The 21,280-nt window shown below is 46.9% G+C and carries 15 protein-coding genes; 5 read left to right on the forward strand and 10 right to left on the reverse strand.

The annotated features are described in order from the left end of the window. Positions 1-3: 3 nt before the first annotated feature. The 3 genes from MJ770_RS05285 to MJ770_RS05295 are packed head-to-tail and all read left to right on the forward strand — an operon-like array spanning position 4 to position 4,807. Positions 4-792: a polysaccharide deacetylase family protein gene (locus MJ770_RS05285; RefSeq protein ID WP_239250563.1), complete on the forward strand. Its 789-nt coding sequence runs from the start codon at positions 4-6 to the stop codon at positions 790-792. Next, the gene (locus MJ770_RS05290; RefSeq protein ID WP_239250564.1) at positions 789-1,697 is read left to right on the forward strand and encodes a glycosyltransferase family 2 protein; all 909 of its coding nucleotides are present in this window, start codon (positions 789-791) and stop codon (positions 1,695-1,697) included. Before MJ770_RS05285 ends, MJ770_RS05290 begins: the two co-directional genes overlap by 4 nt. Then, positions 1,694-4,807 carry a sulfatase-like hydrolase/transferase gene (locus MJ770_RS05295; protein WP_239250565.1) on the forward strand — a complete coding sequence of 1,038 codons (3,114 nt, stop codon included), beginning with the start codon at positions 1,694-1,696 and terminating at the stop codon, positions 4,805-4,807. The genes MJ770_RS05290 and MJ770_RS05295 overlap by 4 nt, the downstream gene beginning before the upstream one ends. A gap of 71 nt (positions 4,808-4,878) precedes the next feature. Here the strand turns inward: MJ770_RS05295 and MJ770_RS05300 are convergent, their stop codons facing one another. From MJ770_RS05300 to MJ770_RS05345, 10 genes are all read right to left on the reverse strand, one after another. Continuing rightward, positions 4,879-5,688, reverse strand: a complete 810-nt coding sequence (locus MJ770_RS05300) for a hypothetical protein (RefSeq protein ID WP_239250566.1) — start codon at positions 5,686-5,688, stop codon at positions 4,879-4,881. 56 nt (positions 5,689-5,744) lie between these two features. Next, positions 5,745-6,887: a glycosyltransferase family 4 protein gene (locus MJ770_RS05305; RefSeq protein ID WP_239250567.1), complete on the reverse strand. Its 1,143-nt coding sequence runs from the start codon at positions 6,885-6,887 to the stop codon at positions 5,745-5,747. A gap of 2 nt (positions 6,888-6,889) precedes the next feature. Further along, the gene (locus tag MJ770_RS05310; RefSeq protein WP_239250568.1) at positions 6,890-7,819 is read right to left on the reverse strand and encodes a glycosyltransferase family 2 protein; all 930 of its coding nucleotides are present in this window, start codon (positions 7,817-7,819) and stop codon (positions 6,890-6,892) included. Continuing rightward, the gene (locus MJ770_RS05315; protein ID WP_239250569.1) at positions 7,816-9,102 is read right to left on the reverse strand and encodes a hypothetical protein; all 1,287 of its coding nucleotides are present in this window, start codon (positions 9,100-9,102) and stop codon (positions 7,816-7,818) included. Before MJ770_RS05315 ends, MJ770_RS05310 begins: the two co-directional genes overlap by 4 nt. Then, positions 9,032-10,471, reverse strand: a complete 1,440-nt coding sequence (locus MJ770_RS05320) for an MBOAT family O-acyltransferase (protein ID WP_239250570.1) — start codon at positions 10,469-10,471, stop codon at positions 9,032-9,034. The genes MJ770_RS05315 and MJ770_RS05320 overlap by 71 nt, the downstream gene beginning before the upstream one ends. Next, a complete protein-coding gene (locus MJ770_RS05325; protein ID WP_239250571.1) occupies positions 10,468-11,490 on the reverse strand; it encodes a hypothetical protein in 1,023 nt (340 codons plus the stop codon). Before MJ770_RS05325 ends, MJ770_RS05320 begins: the two co-directional genes overlap by 4 nt. Continuing rightward, positions 11,487-12,410: a sulfotransferase family protein gene (locus MJ770_RS05330; RefSeq protein ID WP_239250572.1), complete on the reverse strand. Its 924-nt coding sequence runs from the start codon at positions 12,408-12,410 to the stop codon at positions 11,487-11,489. Before MJ770_RS05330 ends, MJ770_RS05325 begins: the two co-directional genes overlap by 4 nt. Before the next feature lie 497 nt (positions 12,411-12,907). Beyond that, the gene (locus MJ770_RS05335; RefSeq protein WP_239250573.1) at positions 12,908-14,449 is read right to left on the reverse strand and encodes a glycosyltransferase family 39 protein; all 1,542 of its coding nucleotides are present in this window, start codon (positions 14,447-14,449) and stop codon (positions 12,908-12,910) included. A gap of 206 nt (positions 14,450-14,655) precedes the next feature. Further along, complete coding sequence (locus tag MJ770_RS05340; protein WP_239250574.1) at positions 14,656-15,021, reverse strand: hypothetical protein; 366 nt, start codon at positions 15,019-15,021, stop codon at positions 14,656-14,658. 3 nt (positions 15,022-15,024) lie between these two features. Next, a complete protein-coding gene (locus MJ770_RS05345; protein ID WP_239250575.1) occupies positions 15,025-16,491 on the reverse strand; it encodes a UbiA family prenyltransferase in 1,467 nt (488 codons plus the stop codon). Positions 16,492-17,521: 1,030 nt separating this feature from the next. Here MJ770_RS05345 and MJ770_RS05350 point away from each other — a divergent pair. Further along, positions 17,522-19,366 (forward strand): asparagine synthetase B family protein, encoded by a 1,845-nt coding sequence (locus MJ770_RS05350; protein WP_239250576.1) that lies wholly within the window; start codon positions 17,522-17,524, stop codon positions 19,364-19,366. Positions 19,367-19,721: 355 nt separating this feature from the next. Beyond that, positions 19,722-21,278, forward strand: a complete 1,557-nt coding sequence (locus MJ770_RS05355) for an MBOAT family O-acyltransferase (RefSeq protein ID WP_239250577.1) — start codon at positions 19,722-19,724, stop codon at positions 21,276-21,278. Positions 21,279-21,280: the final 2 nt, after the last annotated feature.

A 21,280-nucleotide genomic window follows, 5' to 3' on the forward strand; every position in this document is an offset into this window, starting at 1 on the left:
CTAATGAACACGGCTCAACGCATTCCCATTCTCATGTATCACCGCGTGGACGATGCCCATAATCAGTGGGAACGCAAGTATTGCATCAGCCCAAAGTGCTTTGCAGAACACATGAGTGCTTTGGCACAGTCTAATTGGCAAGCTGTTTCTGTTGACGACTTCATGGCTTGGCGGCAAGGTAAAAAAACTTTACCGGAAAAGGCATTTCTGATTAGTTTCGATGATGGTTTTAAAGGTGTGTATGAACATGCCTGGCCGATTTTGCGTCAATATCAGTGGCCAGCAGTCATGTTTCTGGTGAGCAATCTGATCGGGCAGGATGATGCGTGGTCTAAAAATGAAAATCCTGAAGGGCGTACGTATCCTCTTTTAAATCAGAATGAAATTGCCGAGATGGAGCAAGGAGGATTCAGTTTTCATGGCCATTCGCGTAACCACAAAGATCTCACCGCATTGAATGACATTGAACTGGTTAATGAAACAGCAGGTTGTAAGGCGGAACTAGAACTTCTTGGCATATCGTGCCGTTATTTCGCTTACCCTTATGGCCGTTTCAGCGAGCGGGAAGCGACCGCTGTAAAAATGGCAGGTTTTGAAGCAGCCTTTTCAGTACAGCCCGGCTTTAACCGATCCGATGTGGATCTCTTCCGTATCCGTCGCCTGGATATTTTCGGCACTGACACATCAGCCATGCTGCTTAGAAAAATTACGCTGGGCAGCAATGATGGTCGTCTTATAGCCTGGGCTGGATATTACCTCAATCAATTAAAACTTCGACTGGGACTGGGATGAAGTTGACATTATCCATTTGTACCCACAATCATCTGGCAGCTCTCAAACAAACGCTCATCGGGTTGCATGATTTGCATCCCCCCCAAGGATCCTGGGAACTTCTAATTGTAAATAATGCCAGCCCAGATGGCACTGGAGCATGGCTTGCTCAAGGTGACTGGCAACGGATAGATATCGACTGCCGGGTAGTGCAGGAAAATCAGTTGGGCGTAGCTCATGCCCGCAACCGTGCGCTCGCGGAAGCAAAAGGTGAATACGTGGTGTTTCTGGATGATGACGAAACTCCTGAGGCGGATTGGTTGGTAAATCTGGAGCAGACTATTGACTGTTATCGTCCTGCCGCCATTGGTGGTCGAATACGCGCTCTTTTGCCCACTGACTGTCCTGATTGGCTTACAGACGAGTTATTGGGATTCCTGGGTGAGTTGAATTATGGGTCTGTAGAACGAGAACTTACCGAAATTTCTACCCCGATTTTCACTGGTAATGCAGTTTTTCACCGGCAAACCATTCTGGACGCAGGTGGGTTTGATGGCAATTTGGGACGCCGCGGTAATATTCAATCTGGGGGTGAAGACACTGAACTCTACCAGCGCTTGATTAACCTGAAAAAGACAGTACGCTGGGCGCCTAAAGCAATGATTCATCATCGTATAGAGTCTTGGAAATTGCGTCGTACGTATTTCTTACAACTACACTTTCGCCAAGGACGCATGGAAGGCGCACGGAAGCGAGGCGTTGCCTCGCGTATTCCGCCGCTTTATCTCATTCCGCAATTAGCTCGCGCTCACGGGCGAGCAATCATGCAGCGTTTTAAACAAGGTGCACGCCATTCGTTACGGCAAGAAATGAACGCAGCATATTTCACCGGGTACTTTTGGGGTTGGTTGCGCGATCCAATATGAACGACGCGCTTACCATACTCATTTGTACCCACAACCGCGCAAATTTGCTGGAACTGGCTCTAACTTCACTAAATGCTGCACAGCGCCCCACCATGCGGGTGCAAATTTTGGTAGCAGCTAATGCCTGTACTGATGATACGGTGGTTCGCATGCTGGAATATCAGTCTCAACAGGCCAGTAAAGGTTGGCTGCCACTACGCTTGATTGAAGTTCCCACACCGGGTAAGTCGCATGCGCTCAATTGGACCATTCCGGAAATCGATACTGAGCTGACTGCTTTTGTCGATGATGACCATCGGGTCGATGGAAATTATCTGGTTGCAATTGCTCAGGCTGCGCAACGCTGGCCCGATGCAGGATTGTATTGTGGTCGCATCTTGCCTGATTGGAATGGCACTGAGCCTGCATGGGTACATGACGAAGGACCGTATCGAGTTTATCCGCTGCCAGTACCACGCTATAACCAAGGAGATACACCCAAAACAATAACGGCGGAAGAAGGTCCTATCCCAGGGGGGGGCAATCTCGTTGTGCGACGTCATGTGTTTGCCCTTGCCGGGCAGTTTTCAACCGAACTGGGGCCGCACGGTCACGATTTGGGTGGCGGCGAAGATAGCGAATATGTATTGCGTGCCATGATTCGCGGGGTACGTTGCCAGTACACGCCGGACATCGTGCAACATCATTATGTAGACCTTGATCGTCTGAAACTCAGCTATCTACTTAAAAAAAGTTTTCAGCGCACTCGCTCCACTTCACGCATTCAGGGCAACGGCCAAGTCCCACTCTATATGTGGCGAAAGCTGGCGGAATACGGACTTCACAGCATGTTCAGTCGATCATGGGCCAAGCGGCGCTTCTATTGGATGCGTACGGCTGCCGCCCTGGGAGAATTGCAAGGCCGCCGAGAATCGGGCCATCGTAGTAAAGACCTTTCGCTTCCCCCTGATCGTGGCATTTTGCTGATTGCAGCACTGGCAGTTTCGACAGTGACTTGTGGGTTGATCGCCTGGTTTGCCAGCGGCAATGAACGCTGGGCCGGGGGGGTACCTGCGTTATCTGTGGCAGGCGTGGGCTCTATGGTTTTGCTGGCAAAGTCTCTAATGGACTTTTCTCAAACCGGACCACGCATTCAGCAAGAAGTACTCACTCATTTCCGACGCTACACCCTGTTTGCGCTCGCCCGTCTATCTGTTTGGTCATTTTTTATCATGCTATTCACCGGCAGTGCAGGCGTATTGCTATATTACATGTTGACTGTAAGTCTGGACGGCGAATGGTCAAGAGATCTTGCAACACTCGCGGCAGTACTGGGTATTCTGGGCGCGATCAAACTGCAATTCATCCGCAAGCTACGCTTTAACCCAGGGCTGCTGGTTGCCTCCATGCATTACCGTATAAGCCGAATTTATGGGCTGTGGCGCTGGATGACACCGGAACGCATCTATTTGATGCAGCTTGTGTATATTTCAGCCACTTTGGTGTTGTTAATCACCACCACATTGCAATTGATCAAGCAGAAGCAGACGGCTGATCTAATTGCATTGTGGGCTGCGGTGCTATTCTTCGCAGGCACAATTACTTGGGCAGCCTGGCTGCCCGAGGCTCGCCCATCCCGCCGCACTCCCAAAAGCGCAGCCAACGCACCACCCAACATTTTAATGATCGGATCAGACACTTTGCGTGCAGATCGTCTGGGTAAACTGGGATATCGACGTGCCCTCACGCCCAATATCGATCAGCTGGCCGAATTGGGGGTACTGTTTGCCAACTGCTATGTGCCTTGCGCTCGAACCGCTCCTAGCCTGATCTCCCTGATGACAGGCACTTGGCCGCATACCCACGGTATTCGCGACAATTTCAATGCGGACGATGCTGCCAGACTGAAAGTCGATGCCCTGCCCCATCTGCTCAAGGCGCAGGGCTATCGCACTGCTGTAATTTCAGATTGGTGTGGCAGCGATATGGGAAAATTTTCTTTCGGTTTCGATCACACCGATCTACCAGAAGATCAGTGGAACCTAAAATATCTGATCCGGCAGGGGCCTAAAGATTTACGCCTTTTCGTATCACTGTTTACCCACAATCGATTGGGCCAACTGCTGCTGCCAGAAATTTATTATCTGGGAGGCGTGCCGCTGACCCAACCAATGGGTAAATATGCACGGCGCCTGGTTTCTCGTCTGGCAGATAGTACTCAACCATTCTTTCTCAATGTCTTTTATTCCACCACACACCCTCCATTTGCCACGGAATGGCCATGGTATTCGCGTTTTGCCGACCCTACTTATGACAGTGAATCTAAATTCGCCATGGCCAAGCTAAACGATCCATTCGATATTATTCGCCGCCAAGGAGCGCCAAAAGAGGAGTTCGACCTCGATCAAATCATTAATTTATACGATGGTTGCGTAGAAGAGTTTGATGATGAAGTGGGCAAGATGCTGCACCATCTCAACGTCAGCGGTCTGGCAGACAATACTATTGTCGTTGTCTATTCTGACCATGGTATGGAATTTTTCGAGCACGAAACTTGGGGTCAGGGTAACTCTGCGGTTGGTGACTTCAGTCCACGTATTCCGCTATTGATACACGACCCGCGTGAATCCACCTGCGGAAAAATCAATCAGGTAGTCCGCAGCATCGACGTTGCTCCAACCCTGCTGGCACTAACCGGGCTAACTATTCCGAAATCGATGGAAGGCGTATCTCTGGCAAATATAGTACGTGGTGAAAAACATGACCTGGGGTTGCCCGCCTTTAACGAAACCGGTATCTGGATGACCGACCTGCCAGGTATGCACGAAGACCACCTGCGCTACCCCGACTTACTGGAACTGCTGGAAATTCCAGACAAAGCTAGCGGCACGCTGGCGATCAAACTGCAGTACCACGACACGGTGATTGAAGCCAAGGACAGAATGATCCGTGTTGGGCGCTGGAAACTGGTTTACCAGCCTGTGGTAGGCGGTGTGTTATACAAATTGTTCGATCTGGAAACCGACCTGGCCTGCCAACATAACCGCATCGCTGACGAACCTGAGCTGACAGAAGCCATGAAACAACAGCTACTTGCCTGGATGGGGAAATGTTCTAAAACTAAACAGTAACTGGATTCAATGAATATATAGCCTCAAATACATTGTCAGTAACACGTGCGCAGATCTGTATTTTATTATTGTTACTCTGGCGGACAAAAACGGCAATATGGGTTACTAGGGGTACCAATCTTTACGGGCGCGACAACTGGCGGTGAAGCAGAAACAGCTGGCGTAGTGGTCGAATTAACTACGCTTGCCGCAGCAGCCTGCTCAACTGGCGTAGGTGGAGAATCGGTTTGTGTGGTCTGCTCGGCTGTAAGTGGGGGTGGTGTAAAAACTTTACCTGTCAGCCGGTTATATCTTCTTTGCAAGGATTTACTATGTGGTGCAATCTCTAACCCTTGTTCCAATACCGTAATAGATTTCGATTTTTGACTAGTATTCTTATAAAGATCACTGAGCGCAACATACGCTTGAATATAGTCTGGTTTTATTTGTAATGCGTGCTCAAATTCTTTTACAGCTTCGGCATTGCTGCGTGCGGCAGCAAACAACTTGCCTTTCTGAACATGCATCTCGGGGCGCATCCAGAAAGAAGGTGACGAATGGTCAAATATATATTTAAACTCACCCATTGCACTTTGAAAGTAAAATTTCTGGTCACCTTTGTTACCGTAAGCATTTTTATACCGATTACTGAATTTAAGTGCAAAGCAGTAATGGTGGATGTGCTGCCAATCCGGGCCAACCTTTCCAGCATAAAGTTTTATGTTGGCTTGAGTGGATTTGAGGCTGTAGCCTAATTTGACTTGGCATAAGATTGGTAGCCTGGATAATTCTGCCTCACTTGCCTCAAAGGGCAAAACCGCTATTGCTTGTTTCATTCCAAGCAATCCAAACACCACCAGTATTGTCAGTGTAAAAGAGTGCCGTAATTTTATTAGACTCATCCTGCTCTCCTTATTTTAAACGCGACTTCAATGCTGCAACTACGAACAGACAGGCATTATTTAGTTTGCAATTGTTGAGTTTTTTTAGCCACGATAGACCAGTCAAATTGTTGGATTGCTCTTGTTAATGCGCAGTTCCCAATCTGCTGTGCATATTGAGTGTTTTCGAGTATCCGCTGCATTGCTATGGTGACTGCAACGGTGTCCGTGCCATCCACTCTGAAACCTGTCACCTCATCCACCACCGCTGCCCCAGTGCCGCCAGCATTCCCAGCAATAGCAGGCTTGCCACATGCTGCTGCTTCGATAAACACCATGCCGAAACCTTCAGTATCACCATTGATCTCACGGTTAGGCATTATAAATACGTCACAAGCATTGTACCAACATGGCAAGTCTTCAACAGTGACGTGACCCAACAGGTGAACTCGGTCAGCCACATCATGCTTGCGTGCGAGATCAAATAAATATTCATAATCTTCGCCAATACCAATCAGCACATACTGAATATCCAATCCCGCATGAATCAGTGCAGGTAAAGCCTGTATCACTTTGTCAAACCCTTTACGTCGTGACAGACGACCCACCGACAAAACCAGCTTACTAGCATCTGTTACGCACACTGATTGACGCAACTCTGCACAAGGTAAACCTGGGCGAAAGCGGGTCACGTCCACACCAGGATAGATAAGTGTAATGCAGTCAGGATTCACGCCCATTTTGATGAGTGTGTCGCGAGTATATTCGCTGTTGGCAATGACCCGGTCAGCGTGGCGCAATGCAAAGCGCATAGCCTTGTACTTGCGGCCGTGCCCCCAAGTGGTAAGTTCCTCGCCATGAGCGTATATGACGACCGGATGCAAAGTAAGCCGTGCTACCAGCCAGGCTGTAATACCTTCTGGCAGGGCACGACCGGCATGAATAGCAGTGAAACGGTGGGTAAGTGCTAACCATAAGGATTTGATAAACAGGTTAGCATACATGCCCAAAGATTCCGGTCGAAGCCACGCCACCCGATGCATGCGGATACGATGTACTGTGTTGGAATGCATCGCGTCTACCGCCGCCGCACCCGGCACATCAGCAGTGACAATGTGGGTTTCCTTGCCTGACAAGCGCTGGTATACCTCGGCAAACCAGACAGCGGTGCCGCCTTTGGTAGGTAAAAATAATTCAGTAAGCACCAAGTAACGGGGCATATTTAGCCTCTAAGAATAGACAATAGATTACGCACACTGACTAGGCTAGGTGCTTCGATTAGCGAAGGCAATACAGCCCGCACCGCACTCACACGACTACCTGTTCTGCTCAACGCATAGCCAAGATTAAGCCGTGCCTGACGTAGTCGCGTGGTGTAACCACGGCGCACAACGGCGGGCAAGTTGGTGGCCTCTTCACCCAGAGCAATAAGGGTACGAACATTTTCGAACTGCGCACGTACCGGATCCGCACGGGTCGCACTGGCGGCGTGGATGGAATACACAGCCAATGGTTCGCACACCACGCCCACACGGCGGCTGCATGCTACCAGGCGGGTCAGAAGGTGCACGTCCTCACAGACTTTGAATCCCAATGGATAGCCGCCCAATTCCAGAAAAGTGGCACGTGGCAAGCTCAAGGTATGAGTATCGCCGAAATGATCGGCAACGAAGGCCTCAAACTCTTCCTCCTGCATAATAACTTCAGAATTATCTGCAGCCTTGGCCAACATGGCACGACCTGACGCCTTGCTTTCCATGGAGCAGCCCAGCAACTCGCCACTGGTATCACGATATTCATAATCACCAGTGAGAAAATCCAGGCCCACGTCACGGGAGATCCATTCACCATGCCGTTGTAGTCTGTTTGGATAGTACCAGTCATCAGCATCAAGAAAAGTCAGCCAATCGCCACTAGCTATGCGTGCACCATGGTTACGAGCGGCAGAAACGCCAGCATTGTCCTGGCGCAGATAACGAATTTTTTCACCATAGCTTGCAGCCACAGCAGCTGTAGCATCACTGGAGCCGTCGTCAATAACGATAATTTCAAACGCGGGCCAAATTTGTGCCAGCACTGAATCAAGTGCGCGCGCCAAAGTATCTTGCGCATTGTAAGCAGGAATAACGACAGAGAAACGCGGGGCGCTCATGCTGCCCATTTCCTTAACAACCACAGCGGCACGACTAATCCTGTGAGCCGCGCAAGCTTCCAAAAGCGCGATACTTTACTGATACGCGCGAGCCATGCATGTAAACGTACTCGCGGCACAATTGTGATCAGTGACGTATCCTGGCTTACAATTGCTTCAGCGATATCGTGCGTGGACAAAAACCGCAGCTTGCTATAGTGCGCTCGAGCTTCTACCAGTAGCCGGTTCAGTTCTGCCAATGCAGCCTTGGACTGAGCTGGATCACCAAGAAAATTGAAGCGGTGCGTTTCCAGCAAAGTCGGGCGACCACACTCGGTTTGCAACGCTAAAGCATCCAAGCCTTTTTCGGCACGATGGCCCAGTTTAGGTTCGAAATATTTGTCTCGTACCAGATACATCACACCACTTTCACCACGCTCGCCGTTCAATATTAACTTGCCATCTCCTTGCGGGCGCCCTTGCCCATCACGACTTTCAAAACGAGTGCCGGGAGTAATAACGCAGCTCACGCCCTGGGAAGCCCATGCACGCTCCACTACGTTATTCCAAACAAAAGTAGTGGGCACCGCAATGACTGGTTTTGCGCCGAAAATTTGCATGTACACTTTAACCTCTTCCACTACGGCCGCATAAATTTCTGCTTCTGGCAGCGGCTGCGAAGGAAGTGAAACAGCGTCAATCCAGCGGCTTTGCAAGCGAGAAGGCAGTTCTTCGCTATGCGCTATACCGATTTTTATGAGCCATGCAGCCACTTGAGCATCTATTCTTGCGGCTGCCATTACTGCAGGCGGCCAATAGTGCTCCATACCATGCAATTGAAGAGTGAATACGCCCTCATTGATACCCGCACGCATTGCTGCCAACACAGGCTCAAAACGCGCATGATCAAGTGAAAGCCGAATGTACTCTGCTTCTTTATCAGCGCGCATGGCTTCAGTATCCGCAATGCTCAGGATTACGCCTAAAGTCATCACTGAGTAATGACCAGACTGATCCCGATGACTCTTTAGTATCTGTCGCAGTGCATCTAGTGCTTGCGCCTGCTCCAGCGGCCCCGCGCCCCAATCGTCACCCTCGAAAACCAGTATCGGGTAACGGAACACTGGTTCCCGCCAATAAGCGACCAGTATATGGCGATAGGCAAGCAGCAACATAACTTGCACTAACAGCCAAGCTATTATTATTCCGCCCAACCAGATTTGTATCGTTACGTTAAAAATCAAAATAAATGAATTTCTGGGTATCACCACCGAACGATACCAGTACCAATACCAGTATCGCATATGCAAAACCACGCACGGGTGCAACTACCCGCCACCAACTAAGGGGGTTCTGCCGCTGAAACCATGCCACGATGTGTGGTTCTATCAACGCCAACAACAGCGCCGCAATGATCATAGCCTGTTCCGAGAGGCGGATAACAAGGATTGTCTCACTGGGCTGAGCCAGACCAAGCATAGTTGCACTAATATGCCAAGCATCGGGGAAAGAATTGGCGCGGAAAAACACCCAAGTAAAGCACACTAAAATGAACGTAAAAGGCCAGCCCAGCCAAGACAGAATGCGATCAATAACAGAACCCGCCGTAACGCCTGCCCAAGTGTAAGCGTGCAGCAACAAGCGATGAAGTATCAAATAGCTGCCATGCAAAAAACCCCAGAACACAAAGTTCCAGCCTGCGCCGTGCCACAAACCACCCAGCAACATTGTAATCATGAGATTGCCCATGTTGCGTGGGAAGGAGCAACGCGAACCGCCCAGCGAAATATAAAGGTAATCTCTAAGCCAAAGCGACAACGTAATGTGCCAGCGTTGCCAGAATTCCTTCACACTGCGGCTAACATAAGGGTAAAGAAAGTTACGCGGAAGGGTAACACCAAACATCCGAGCGAGACCAACGGCCATCTCGCTGTACCCGGAAAAATCGAAATAAATCTGCAAGGCGAAGGCCAGCGTGGCAAACCAAGCGGTGTAAAAAGTAAGTTGCTCAGGGTGAGCGTATAGCGGCTCTACAATGCCTGCCAGATTATCGGCAAATAACGTCTTTTTGATAAGCCCGCCAATAAAAATCAGCGCGCCCAATCGCACCTCATTCAGCTTAAGTGGTTCGAGTTTTTCCAGCTGATCCACCAGCTCGCTGGCACGCAGAATGGGGCCGGCAATCATGTGCGGGAAAAAGGTAACGTACATGCTCCATGCGCGAAAGCTGATTGGCCGTACCCAATCGCCCCGATAAACATCTATCATCACCGAGAGCATGTGAAAAGTATAGAAGCTCACTCCTAGTGGGAGTGCCCATTGCGCCCAACTAGGTGTATCGACGGGCGCAAGAATTTGGAAATAGCCACCCAAGGTCATGAGAGACTGGAAAAACAATCCCAAGTATTTGAAAAATATCAATACACTTAAATTAACCACCAAAGCCAGACTGAGCCAAGCGCGGGAACGCGTTTGCTGGAGGATACGGTAAAAGCCATAGTTGAGGGTAAGCGAGGCTGTCAGCAAAAGTAGGTAGGAAGGATTCCAGGATCCATAAAACACTAAACTCGCTACCAGAATGATGGCGGCACGCTGACGGTAGTTATTGGTGGCGGCATAAAGAAATAAAACCGCTACCAGAAACACCATGAAGCTCATGCTGCTGAAAATCATGCGCCCCCCTCTTGGGCATACAAGGTTGGCCATATGGCCCGTAATTGCCGTGCTAGCAAGCGACTGTGATAGTGCGCGCCGAGATCATTCAAGTGACCGGAGTTTACAAACATTTCCGGGTTACGCTGTGCAGCCGTCTCTAGTGTCAACTGCGGGACACCCTCAGCAGTCAAGCGTTCAGCTACAGCGAGATAAAGACGTGCTGCCGGCAACTGCGGCGTAAGGTACAAAAGCTCACGATTCAGCAACGGTGGGTATACCACTGCCACCTCTACACCATACCGTTGCAACAGAGCCACCGTAGCAAACAGAGCCTTGATTTGGTTTACGTCGGGTGGCTCATCAAAGCTTTCCTGCTGCCGGCGCACTTGGCCTGCATCCTGCAAGCCACCAAAACCAGCTCGATAGCCTAAATGCATTGCCGCACCGCCACCGACAGGTTCCATAGCGGCAAAGCTTGCCTGATAAAATCCCAATGCCTTGGCCGGTTCCCGCAATTGCTTCAAATTTGCAGAAAACCCCCACAGGCGTATGCTGTTCGCCAACATCCCGCGCCAGTCACGAGTCTGCCATAGCCATGCGGGGTCACTATAAAACACACCATACCCGAGGCTGTCCTCGGCTTGTAACAGATGCTCATCCAGGCCAATCAGCACAGCGCGTATACCTTTTGCGCCTAAATTGCCCTCATTCGCCAAACGTTTCACCACGCCGTAAAGAATGCCCGCATTAGCGCCCGGCATACCCATATTAAAGCCAGAGACGTCCGCAACACTGCCTTCCAGCAAGACTTGCGGGATAAAACCATTATCGATACGGCTATTTCCTAACACCAGCAAGGCCGGGGTATGCGAGCTCACATACTGCAGCTTATCCATGGCCCGACCTGTGGCAAATACTGAACGATAACGATACAGAAAATCATCTGAGTGTAGCCAGATTTCCACCAATGCCAACAATAGCAAACCGATTACACTGCCCCAGCCAAACAAATGAAATACTCGAGTGAAACGACTCAAAGCTTATACCCCATGGCACCAGCGGTAACTTCAATTTTGGCTAAAACTCGATCAATTTTTTCGCGATTGCGGCCATCTTTCCACTTATCCAGACGAATTTCGGAGAAAGCATTGTAAGGCGTATCTAAAACGTTCTCGCAATGCACCTGCAGTTGCGCATCAAAAGGTAAACTACTCGCCTCGAATAGTATGCGAAAACTCTCTACCGGTTGGCGCACTATATCTTCGTAGAATATTTCACTCCACTGTGCCGTTGGAATAACGCTCTTAGCATCAAGGATAGCCTGGTTGATAGCGTTGTACTGGAATGCACATACATCCTCTATAGAGGCGCTAATGTAATCACGCCAACCATTCGCAAGAAAAAAACACCATTGTGAATAACGTCCATCTTCTACAGTGACCTTTTCCGGTAATACATCGGACCAAGTGGCGAATTCTTCTGGCTTGCTCCAACCCTCAATCAGAGAGTTGATGTTGTCACCAGGATTGCGTTTTACATAAATAAAATGAGCATCAGGAAATAAGGAATATAGATAGGATACGCATAACCCATTCTGATTATTCTTATCTACAAAGCGGGATTGCCCCGTCCAAGCATAGAAATAACGCGAAACGTAGTCTTGGTCAGCGGTACTGGCATCAATTGCATCAAGACCATGCGTGTCCCAGTTTTTGTTGGAAAGCGGGTGCATGTCCACCCAGAAGTCATGAGTTTCACGATTCAGCGAGCCGATGGCGTTAGACTTGGAGAAGGTTTTGTACACTACGGTAGTGCCTGCACGGCTGCAACCAACAATAAAAATAGGTTTATGCGATCGAGTTTTCGCCAAGTCCCACCACGCACCACGCGCCGCACGCACCACTCGAGAAGAGTGAAATTCAAGGGTTTTTTTAACTTTACACCAAAATTCACTCAAAATTTTCTCTCATAATCAAAAGTGCAATAACTCAGGTCAGCATCTTAGAATAGTAGTATTAAAAAACCATATTTTTACTAAATAATCACTTCGCTACAAACAGCGATGAGTTTAAGGTATTCGTACAACTGGCTGAGACTTACAGCCAGCTTCGAAGAAAGGAGCTGTGAAGCAAATCCATAGAGATTAAAACTCATACTCTCTGTAACATGACACGTAGTCACCGTCTCGCCATAGAGTGAACAAAATGTTCAAGCTACTTTGATATATTTTGTTAGCGATTTACTTCAGGCCGCCTCTAAAAATTAAATTTTGCGGGCAGCGACTTAGCAGATTGTCTGCTTACCACTTTACTATGCTAAACAAGACGCGAGTAAAAATTTTAACGCTGCATATATTTGATATTTAAACGTTAAATTTTTTCGAATAACGCAGCATTGTGACGAAAATTGAATTTTCAGAGGTGCTCTTCAAAACATGGCCAGAGTTTTTTTATTTTATTGATGAGTCAGTAACAGTCCGCTCGTATTATTTTGAACAATATCCCACCCGGAATTTTGCAAACTTATAACTTCTACGTCTGAAAGTGGTAAATCTTTAGCGCTTACCCCGCCGCGACCAGGAAAAAAGCCAGCCCGGATTGATTTCCCTGCAAATTTATCTGACAAATTCAATATATCACTAACTAATGCATTACAACTCGCAGACCTTCCAATGATCGAAGACCCTGATCCGTCACATCGAAAATTAGCAGGCTCCATCTTTTGAACACGTGCAGCGCATTGAATACTAAACACATACTCCCAATTTGACACAAGAAAGTTGTTTTTTTCAGACACACAAAAATGTTTTTTTCCATTCTGATATGCACTCATGGCGTCATAACTTCTAAGCATATTTTGCTGATATTCTGCCCCTAATTTATATGCATAAAATGTGTGAAAAATCCCAAGAAAAAATACTAAGGCAAGCCCAGTTTTTCGTGCAAACAATAAAGATACATTATTACTAGAACCAGAAATCGCAGCAAGAGTAGCTGCTAAAAAAAATGGTGTGTACTGTAAGGTATGTCGTACATTAATCATCTCCCCCCACTCATAACGTGAGCGTGCAGCAATTACAACACATGCACCAATTATTGAATACGTGACACACAGGAATATTGTATTCTTTTTTTCCCCCGATAATTGCCCTCTCCATAGAGCCACAAGCATCCAGCTTCCGCCAATCAGTGCAGCCAAGAGAAATATTAATCCCTGAATAGACCACCCAACGAAAACTCCCAGACTGCGCAAGGCCGACACGTCATATATAAACTCTTGAACATACACTCGTATGTTTTGCAAGACAGTAACGGTTGATAGTTCCATCTCATAGGGATTTAGCGCACCAAAGAGCATTAAATTACGTAACAATAATGGCAATATAATTATCGACGCACCTACTACAAAAACTACAGCATGCTTTACTGTTTGACTACGTTGTGCTGGATTGCTAACCCACAGATATAAAAAATACACAGCGAGTGTCATGAGCAAAACTATATGTGCATTTCTAACTGCGTATGCAAATCCAGCAATTACTCCACTCACTAAGTAAAAAACGGTGGAACGCGCGTTCAATACTAATCCAATAACACCAACAGCAAGTATCAGAGAAAATATGTCGGTTAAACCCATTGGAGCATACAAAAGTACTCCCGGTGAAAAGACACTTAGACCAACCAATATAGCTGCGTATGAAGGACCAATTAGTTTTTTGAAACAAATATAGAGCAGTGCAGGCAATAAAATTGCAGAAAGCCACCCTACAGCAATTGCGGCCTCTCGTGCATCAAAGCCAAAAATGCTGAAAAGTGCTAATACAGCAGGGAATCCAATCGGGAACAACTTATTATGCACTCCATCCATTTCACCATGACCAGACGAAGTATTTAGCGCTAAACCCTCTAGAATTAAGGCTCGAGCTTGTTCAATATAATTTGCGCTATCTGGGGAAAATGGAAAAATTGGGGCACGTAAAAATAGGTGCGCAATCATCAAAACACTGATGATTACGACTGCGAGAATTGGTAGTCGAGCTGCTCGCATAAAGTTAGCAGAGATCAAATAAAAATAAAGCGCTCCGCTCCAAGCAGCGTGTGTCTACTGCACTGTTACAATTCGCAAATTTTTGACGACCCTTTGTCTTCAAGAAGGCCTGAATTAAGCTCGCAGAAATGCAAAAATCTAGAATCATAAACTTCTCAGCTCCGGCCAACTACAACAACACCCACACAAATGAGTGCGACTCCGATAGCGCGAGAGATTGTAATTTGTTCACCTATCAGTAGCCCAACAATGACAGTTAGCCCAAACCCCATGCCGACTAATGGATACGCCTTACTTACATCCCAACGCGAAAGGACTCCAAGCCATACTACAGCGCCTAAACCATACAAAACAAAACCACTAATCACGAATTTGTTTGTCAGTATTACAAGTATGGTGCGCAGAGTGGCTGGTTGAGATAGTGCCTCTTTTACTTCCATGCTGGACATACCGCTTTTTAGTGCAAATTGCGCTGCAACGGAAATAATAACACTGGTTATGGCCATTATTAGCGTACCCATAACCTATCCAATATTTACGGAATGAGCAACGAAAGTCGCCAGGATCATCACAATAATCGTCACACGACTACCCAAATCTTTGATCGCAAAAATCAATGGATCGTCATGCATTTCACCTCGAGCAGTCTTGATCCATAGTCGTGAAAGCCAATAGATTAAGCTGATGGCAACCAGCCATAAAAATTCAACATTTACATATCTTGCCTGTGTTTCCGCAGAGCTAAGAAACAATCCAAACACTACAACGGCGCAAAGAGCAGCTCCAATCCCTAATGGCCAAAGCACAATCAGATCCGTTACTCGGTAATCACGTCCACAGGCCGCCTCTCCACCTGACTGGTCGAGAGAAACAAGCTCAGAACAACGCTTTACTAGAGCAAGGCTGAAAAAGATGAAGACTGAAAATGCGAGCAACCAAGAGCTGGTTGATATGTTGGTGGCGATTGCTCCTGCAAGAATGCGAAATGTATAAAGTAAAGAAAGCGTCAGCACATCAATCAACACGTACTCTTTGAGCACCAAACTGTACACACTGGTAAGTGCAATATAAAGTAGGAGCATCAGGAGAAAGCCCTTCGAAATAAATGACGCCAATATTAACGCCACTATCAGGGTGCCACCGGCTACAGTGATGCCAGCCGGAATCGGTATAGTCCCGCTAGCAAAAGGGCGATTACGCTTTCGTGGGTGCGACCTATCATTTTCAATATCCCATAGGTCATTTACTACGTAAGTTGCAGATGCAGCGAGTGAGAAGGCAAAAAAGGCAACAATCGTTGTCGTCAGATTGACGGCGTCGAAGAAAGAAAAAGCCGTTAACAGCGGGACAAACAGTAAAAGGTTTTTTAGCCATTGATGAACCCGGAGCGCGCGAAACCAAATCATCAAACTTGGATTTACTCGCGGAAATTCTCGCTCAATTGGAGCTATAAGCCGAGCGGCCTTAGAGACTCGTGTCGATGCACCAACCAACACCGCAGCTTCGGCCTCCTTCCAGATGGGCAAATCGGCCACGCTATCGCCAGCATAGACAAACCGCTCACCGACCTTTTCGCGGATGGCTGCGAGCTTAACCGTACCTTTCAGATTTCGCCCCTCTTCACTTGCAAGCACACTGTCAAACAATCCAAGTTGTGCTGCTACAGATTCAGCAATGCTACGATGAGCAGCCGTGGCAAGGATAATCCGCCGACCTTTGTCTTTCTCGCTGCGTAGATATTCCACGAATGGCTGACGATAGGGCAGATTTTCAACTGAGAAATTAGCTCGCGAAGCTATATTTGACTTAAAAATAGCACGACCTTTTAGTATCCAAAATGGAAGTTTCAGCGCATCCAGCGGGTTATGCTTAACCAGCCGAATGATAGACTCAATTAGCGTATCCGTTGGCGTTAAAGTGCCGTCCAAGTCAACAATTAGCGGGGGATATTCAGACTCAGCATTTAAGAGTAGCGAGGAAGCCTGATTCACAGGGCGCTCTCGATGTTTATATTACTGATCAGCACTACCATTAACATAATGTAGATTGTGTGAAGTTATCCGCCTGGAGCACGCGATTATTATGGCGACGCAATAACTTTTAGCTTTATAAGTAGAGAAAGTCGATTGGATTTTAGCAGACTGCCAGATTTGTAGTTACAATTATTCGTTGCAAAAGCTTCAAGTAAAATATGTATAGACAAGCAAAGTAGTTCGAAATTTGTAATTCTGCTGTGACGTACGTTCAGTTCCTGCAAAATCTTTGCTGTAGAACCGCGTGGCATTATATTTTTATTAGGACTGACAATCCTCGTTGCCCATGTCTGTGCACCGCCTTTCATCATCGGTATATTTGCTGCGTATACGTCCTGTCAGCGCAAAGCGCGACACTCCTTAATTGCGCCACCAGTTCACCTTTGTATTATTACCAATGTCACTCCACATTCCCCATCAACAATGAGAGTCTTTGAACGTAACTGTATCAATAAGACTGCCTCATAATTAACTATTTAACTGGCGTTTAACAAAATGTTTCTGGGCCGAGGGCTTTTCGAAGCTAACACTCTACTTTCACCTAACCATCCAATCAAAATCGCTTGCATTTGAACAAACCTTTGCTTAAGCACATCAGATAAGAACTCCACCTATTCTGGTCGCCAACTGCAATCGCAGTTGTTCCGCATAAATCTTCGTGAAATCTTCGACTTATCCACTCCAATCTTTAGTGCTATCTAAGTATGACTCAAACCCGCTTGTTTCAACCCGTAAATCTGGTATCGTTGACCGCTGATGTACGGCGAATATTTTTTCAAAAGCGCTCTCGGTTTACTTGATAGTGCATGTGACCCCGATAATAACGCGGTTTGTCACCTAATAATCCGCATACAAAAACTGCATTTCAAATTTGAGCTGCACATTGCAATAGTATGAAAGCTTGTACTTTAAAACTTCAATGTCTTTCCGGCAAACGAGCAACCATTTCATAAATATTTATGTTTGAAAAATACTACAAGGAGATTGCATGAAGGGAATGTGTGGTTGGTACGGTGACGAAAAAGATCCCATTCTTGCTAAAACAATAACCGACGACATGGTGGATGCCATGACTGACGTAAAAATCGACTCAATACGAACACTGTATAGTCATAGTGATGGGATATCAGCCTGGTCAAAGATTGATCAAGCTAGCTGCCATGAAGAAGGCTCACTTAAGGTAGCGGTTGTAGGTAACGTATATTGGGAAAACGATGAATTAAATGAGCTGGCTAAGACGGAAACTTCAGCTGCTGCAATAGCTAAAGCCTATTCCCAGTCAGGGAAAGCGTTTCTCGAAGATATGCATGGAGCCTTTTGTGTTGCAGTCATTAATTCACAGGATGCTACGGCCGTTGTTGCCATTGATCGACTGGGTATTTATTCCATTTGCTATGCCGCACCACGCAACTATTTTATTTTTTCGACCAGCACAGATGGGGTTGTCGCTCATCCCGATATGGAGCGAGTGATTGATCCTCAATCGATATTCAATTATTTATTCTTTCATTCAGTACCTTCTCCAGGAAGTATATATAAAAATGTACGTAAGCTACTCCCCGGCCAGTATGCGTTATTCCAAAATGGAAGAGTTGAGACGAAATTTTATTGGCGCCTGCAGTATGCTGATTCCGGTCCAAGCCACTTTATACAGCGCCAGGAAAGTCTTAAAAAATTGCTCCAAACTACCCTTCAAAGGTCGGTAACTGATGAGCAAGTAGGTGCATTTCTAAGTGGTGGTACAGATAGCTCTACTATCGCTGGGCTACTCGCACAATCATCTACTAAACTGGCAAATACTTTTTCTATTGGGTTTGCAGCCGACGGCTACGATGAGATGGAATTTGCACGAATTACAAGCAAACATTTTGGCACTCGTTCTCACGAATACTATGTTACGGCGCAAGATGTAGTCGATACAATCCCGCTGGTTGCCCAAGCTTACGACGAACCTTTTGGAAATGCATCGGCAGTCCCTACATATTGCTGTGCCAAATTGGCCAAAGAGCAAGGCATTCGGCTGATGCTGGCGGGGGATGGCGGGGACGAAATTTTTGGTGGGAACACGCGCTATGCAAAACAAAAATTATTTGAAGCTTATTCTCTTGTACCTGCAATACTACGGCGTAGCATACTAGAACCGGCTATGTTTGGGGTGCCGGGCATTGAGCGCATCCCACTATTGAGAAAATTAAAAAGCTACATCGCACAAGCCAAAATTCCATTGCCAAGTCGCCTGGAATCTTATAATTTTTTACATCGCACTTCGCCGAACGAGATATTCACTGCTGACTTCTTGGCTCAAGTAAATACCCAAGAACCAGATGCACTACTGCACGCAGAATATGGGCGTACCGATTCCACTTCCACCACAAATCGCCTACTTAATCTAGATTTAAAGTTCACATTGGCTGACAATGACTTGCGCAAGGTTAACCGTATGTGTGAATTGGCAGGTGTAGCAGTTCATTACCCGCTGCTGGATGAAGATATTGTCGCGTTCGCAGCTCAACTGCCCCCCTCACTTAAAGTAAAGGGATTGAAACTCAGATATTTTTTCAAGGAAGCGCTCAAAGATTTTTTGCCTCATGAGACTCTCACAAAGAGCAAGCAAGGATTTGGTTTACCTTTTGGCGTCTGGATGCAAACTTATGTCCCATTACAAGAATTGACCTACGATAGCTTGAAATCTTTGCGAGGGCGCGGTTATATTAGACCAGAATATATTGATTCATTAATAGAACAACACCGCTCGGGACATGCATCTTATTACGGCGTGATGATTTGGGTGCTGATGATGCTGGAGCAATGGCTACAGCAGCATGAGAAGTAAGGGATATGAGAAAAATTTTCAATTAGCGACCTGAGGTGTGAAATCCCCCGCCTTTCATAACTGAGGCAGCCCCAACTCTAATAGTCGATTCTATCCCGGTAAGAGCTACGTACTAGCATCGGATATGCTGGCTGATTTTAAATGACTGCGCAAAACAGTATGCTCGATGCTAAAAAAACACGTTTCCCGGTAGACAGGATTTTGGTGTGTGTTCGTTGATACACTTCGTATCCATTAAGCTAGATTTAAGTACAGACGTATTTACTCGCGCGCAATATTCATTTTGCGGTGAATGCGACAGAACCAACTTGCCAACAAAAGCATGAGACATAAATAGCAATTCCCGTAACTAACAATGCTATTCAATTCCTATCCATTTCTGCTTTTGTTTCTACCTGTTACGGCGATCGTTTTTTTTCGCTTAGGTGCCTATAGCAGACAGCTTGCAGCTGCTTGGCTGGGTGCTGCTTCCCTAATTTTTTATGGGTATTGGAACCCCGCCTATGTAGGCTTGCTGCTGGTTTCAATTTGCTTCAACTATGGGATCGGTTACGCTCTAGCTCGGGCACACAATACGGATCAGAATCATCGTAAGAATTCTATTCTAGCGGTTGGCATTATTGCTGACTTGTTGCTATTAGGCTACTACAAATACGCCAATTTCTTTCTTGATACAGCCAACCTTATTCTAGATACGGGTTGGTCTCTACAAGACATACTTTTACCTTTAGGTATTTCGTTTTACACGTTTACACAGATTGCTTTTTTGGTAGACGCTTGGTCGGGTAAGGCACGGGAATACAACTTCATCCACTACCTGTTATTTGTCACTTACTTTCCGCATCTAATTGCCGGTCCCGTGCTGCATCATAAGGAAATGATGCCTCAATTCGCTCGTCCCGAGACATACCGTTTTTCCTGGGACAATATGACCATCGGCTTGACCATTTTCACGATAGGCTTGTTCAAAAAATCTGTATTGGCAGATGGCGTATCACCCTACGCCAATGTCGCTTTTCATGCTGCAGATTCTGGAGAAAAGTTGGATTTACTGGCCGCATGGGGTGGTGCATTGGCTTATACCCTACAGTTGTATTTCGATTTCTCCGGTTATTCAGATATGGCCATCGGGCTTTCAAGGATGTTTGGCATCGTGCTACCACTGAATTTCAATTCACCCTACAAAGCAGCCAATATCATCGACTTTTGGCGCCGTTGGCATATGACATTATCGCGTTTTTTGCGGGATTACCTATATATTCCCTTAGGAGGCAATCGCAAAGGCCCCATGCGGCGGCAGATTAATCTAATGGTTACCATGCTTCTAGGTGGGTTGTGGCATGGAGCGTCTTGGAACTTTGTGTTGTGGGGCGGACTGCACGGTTTGTATCTGGCTATCAACCATGGTTGGCGTTCCCTATGCAAAATATATTTTCCTAATCTTGGAGATACAGGGAAATGGGGAATGCTTATGGCATGGGCATCCACTTTCATTGCCGTTGTAGTGGCATGGGTGTTTTTCCGTGCAACCACGCTTGAAGGTGCATTGAGCATGCTTTCTGGCATGATTGGATTGCATGGTATCAGCTTGCCTGCAGCATTTCAGTCAAGTCTTGGTGGAGCCGCTGTAATGCTGGAAAATCTCGGCATTCAGTTTTCTCTCGGGGGCGGAAGCCGTTTCATATTTACTTGGGGATGGGTTATCTGCCTATTAGCTATCGCGTTATTTCTACCGAATACCCAAGAGCTTATGCGCCGCCATCGCCCAGGGCTCGAATTCGATCCAAAAGCAGTTACAGCACGTTTGGAATGGCGACCAACCATTACTTGGGGACTGGCGATGGCAATACTTGCAATAGCTGGTGTACTTTCGTTATCTCAAGCTACACAATTCCTCTATTACCAGTTTTGATT

The organism is Candidatus Nitrotoga sp. M5 (assembly GCF_927904885.1).
Classification (GTDB): Bacteria; Pseudomonadota; Gammaproteobacteria; order Burkholderiales; family Gallionellaceae; genus Nitrotoga.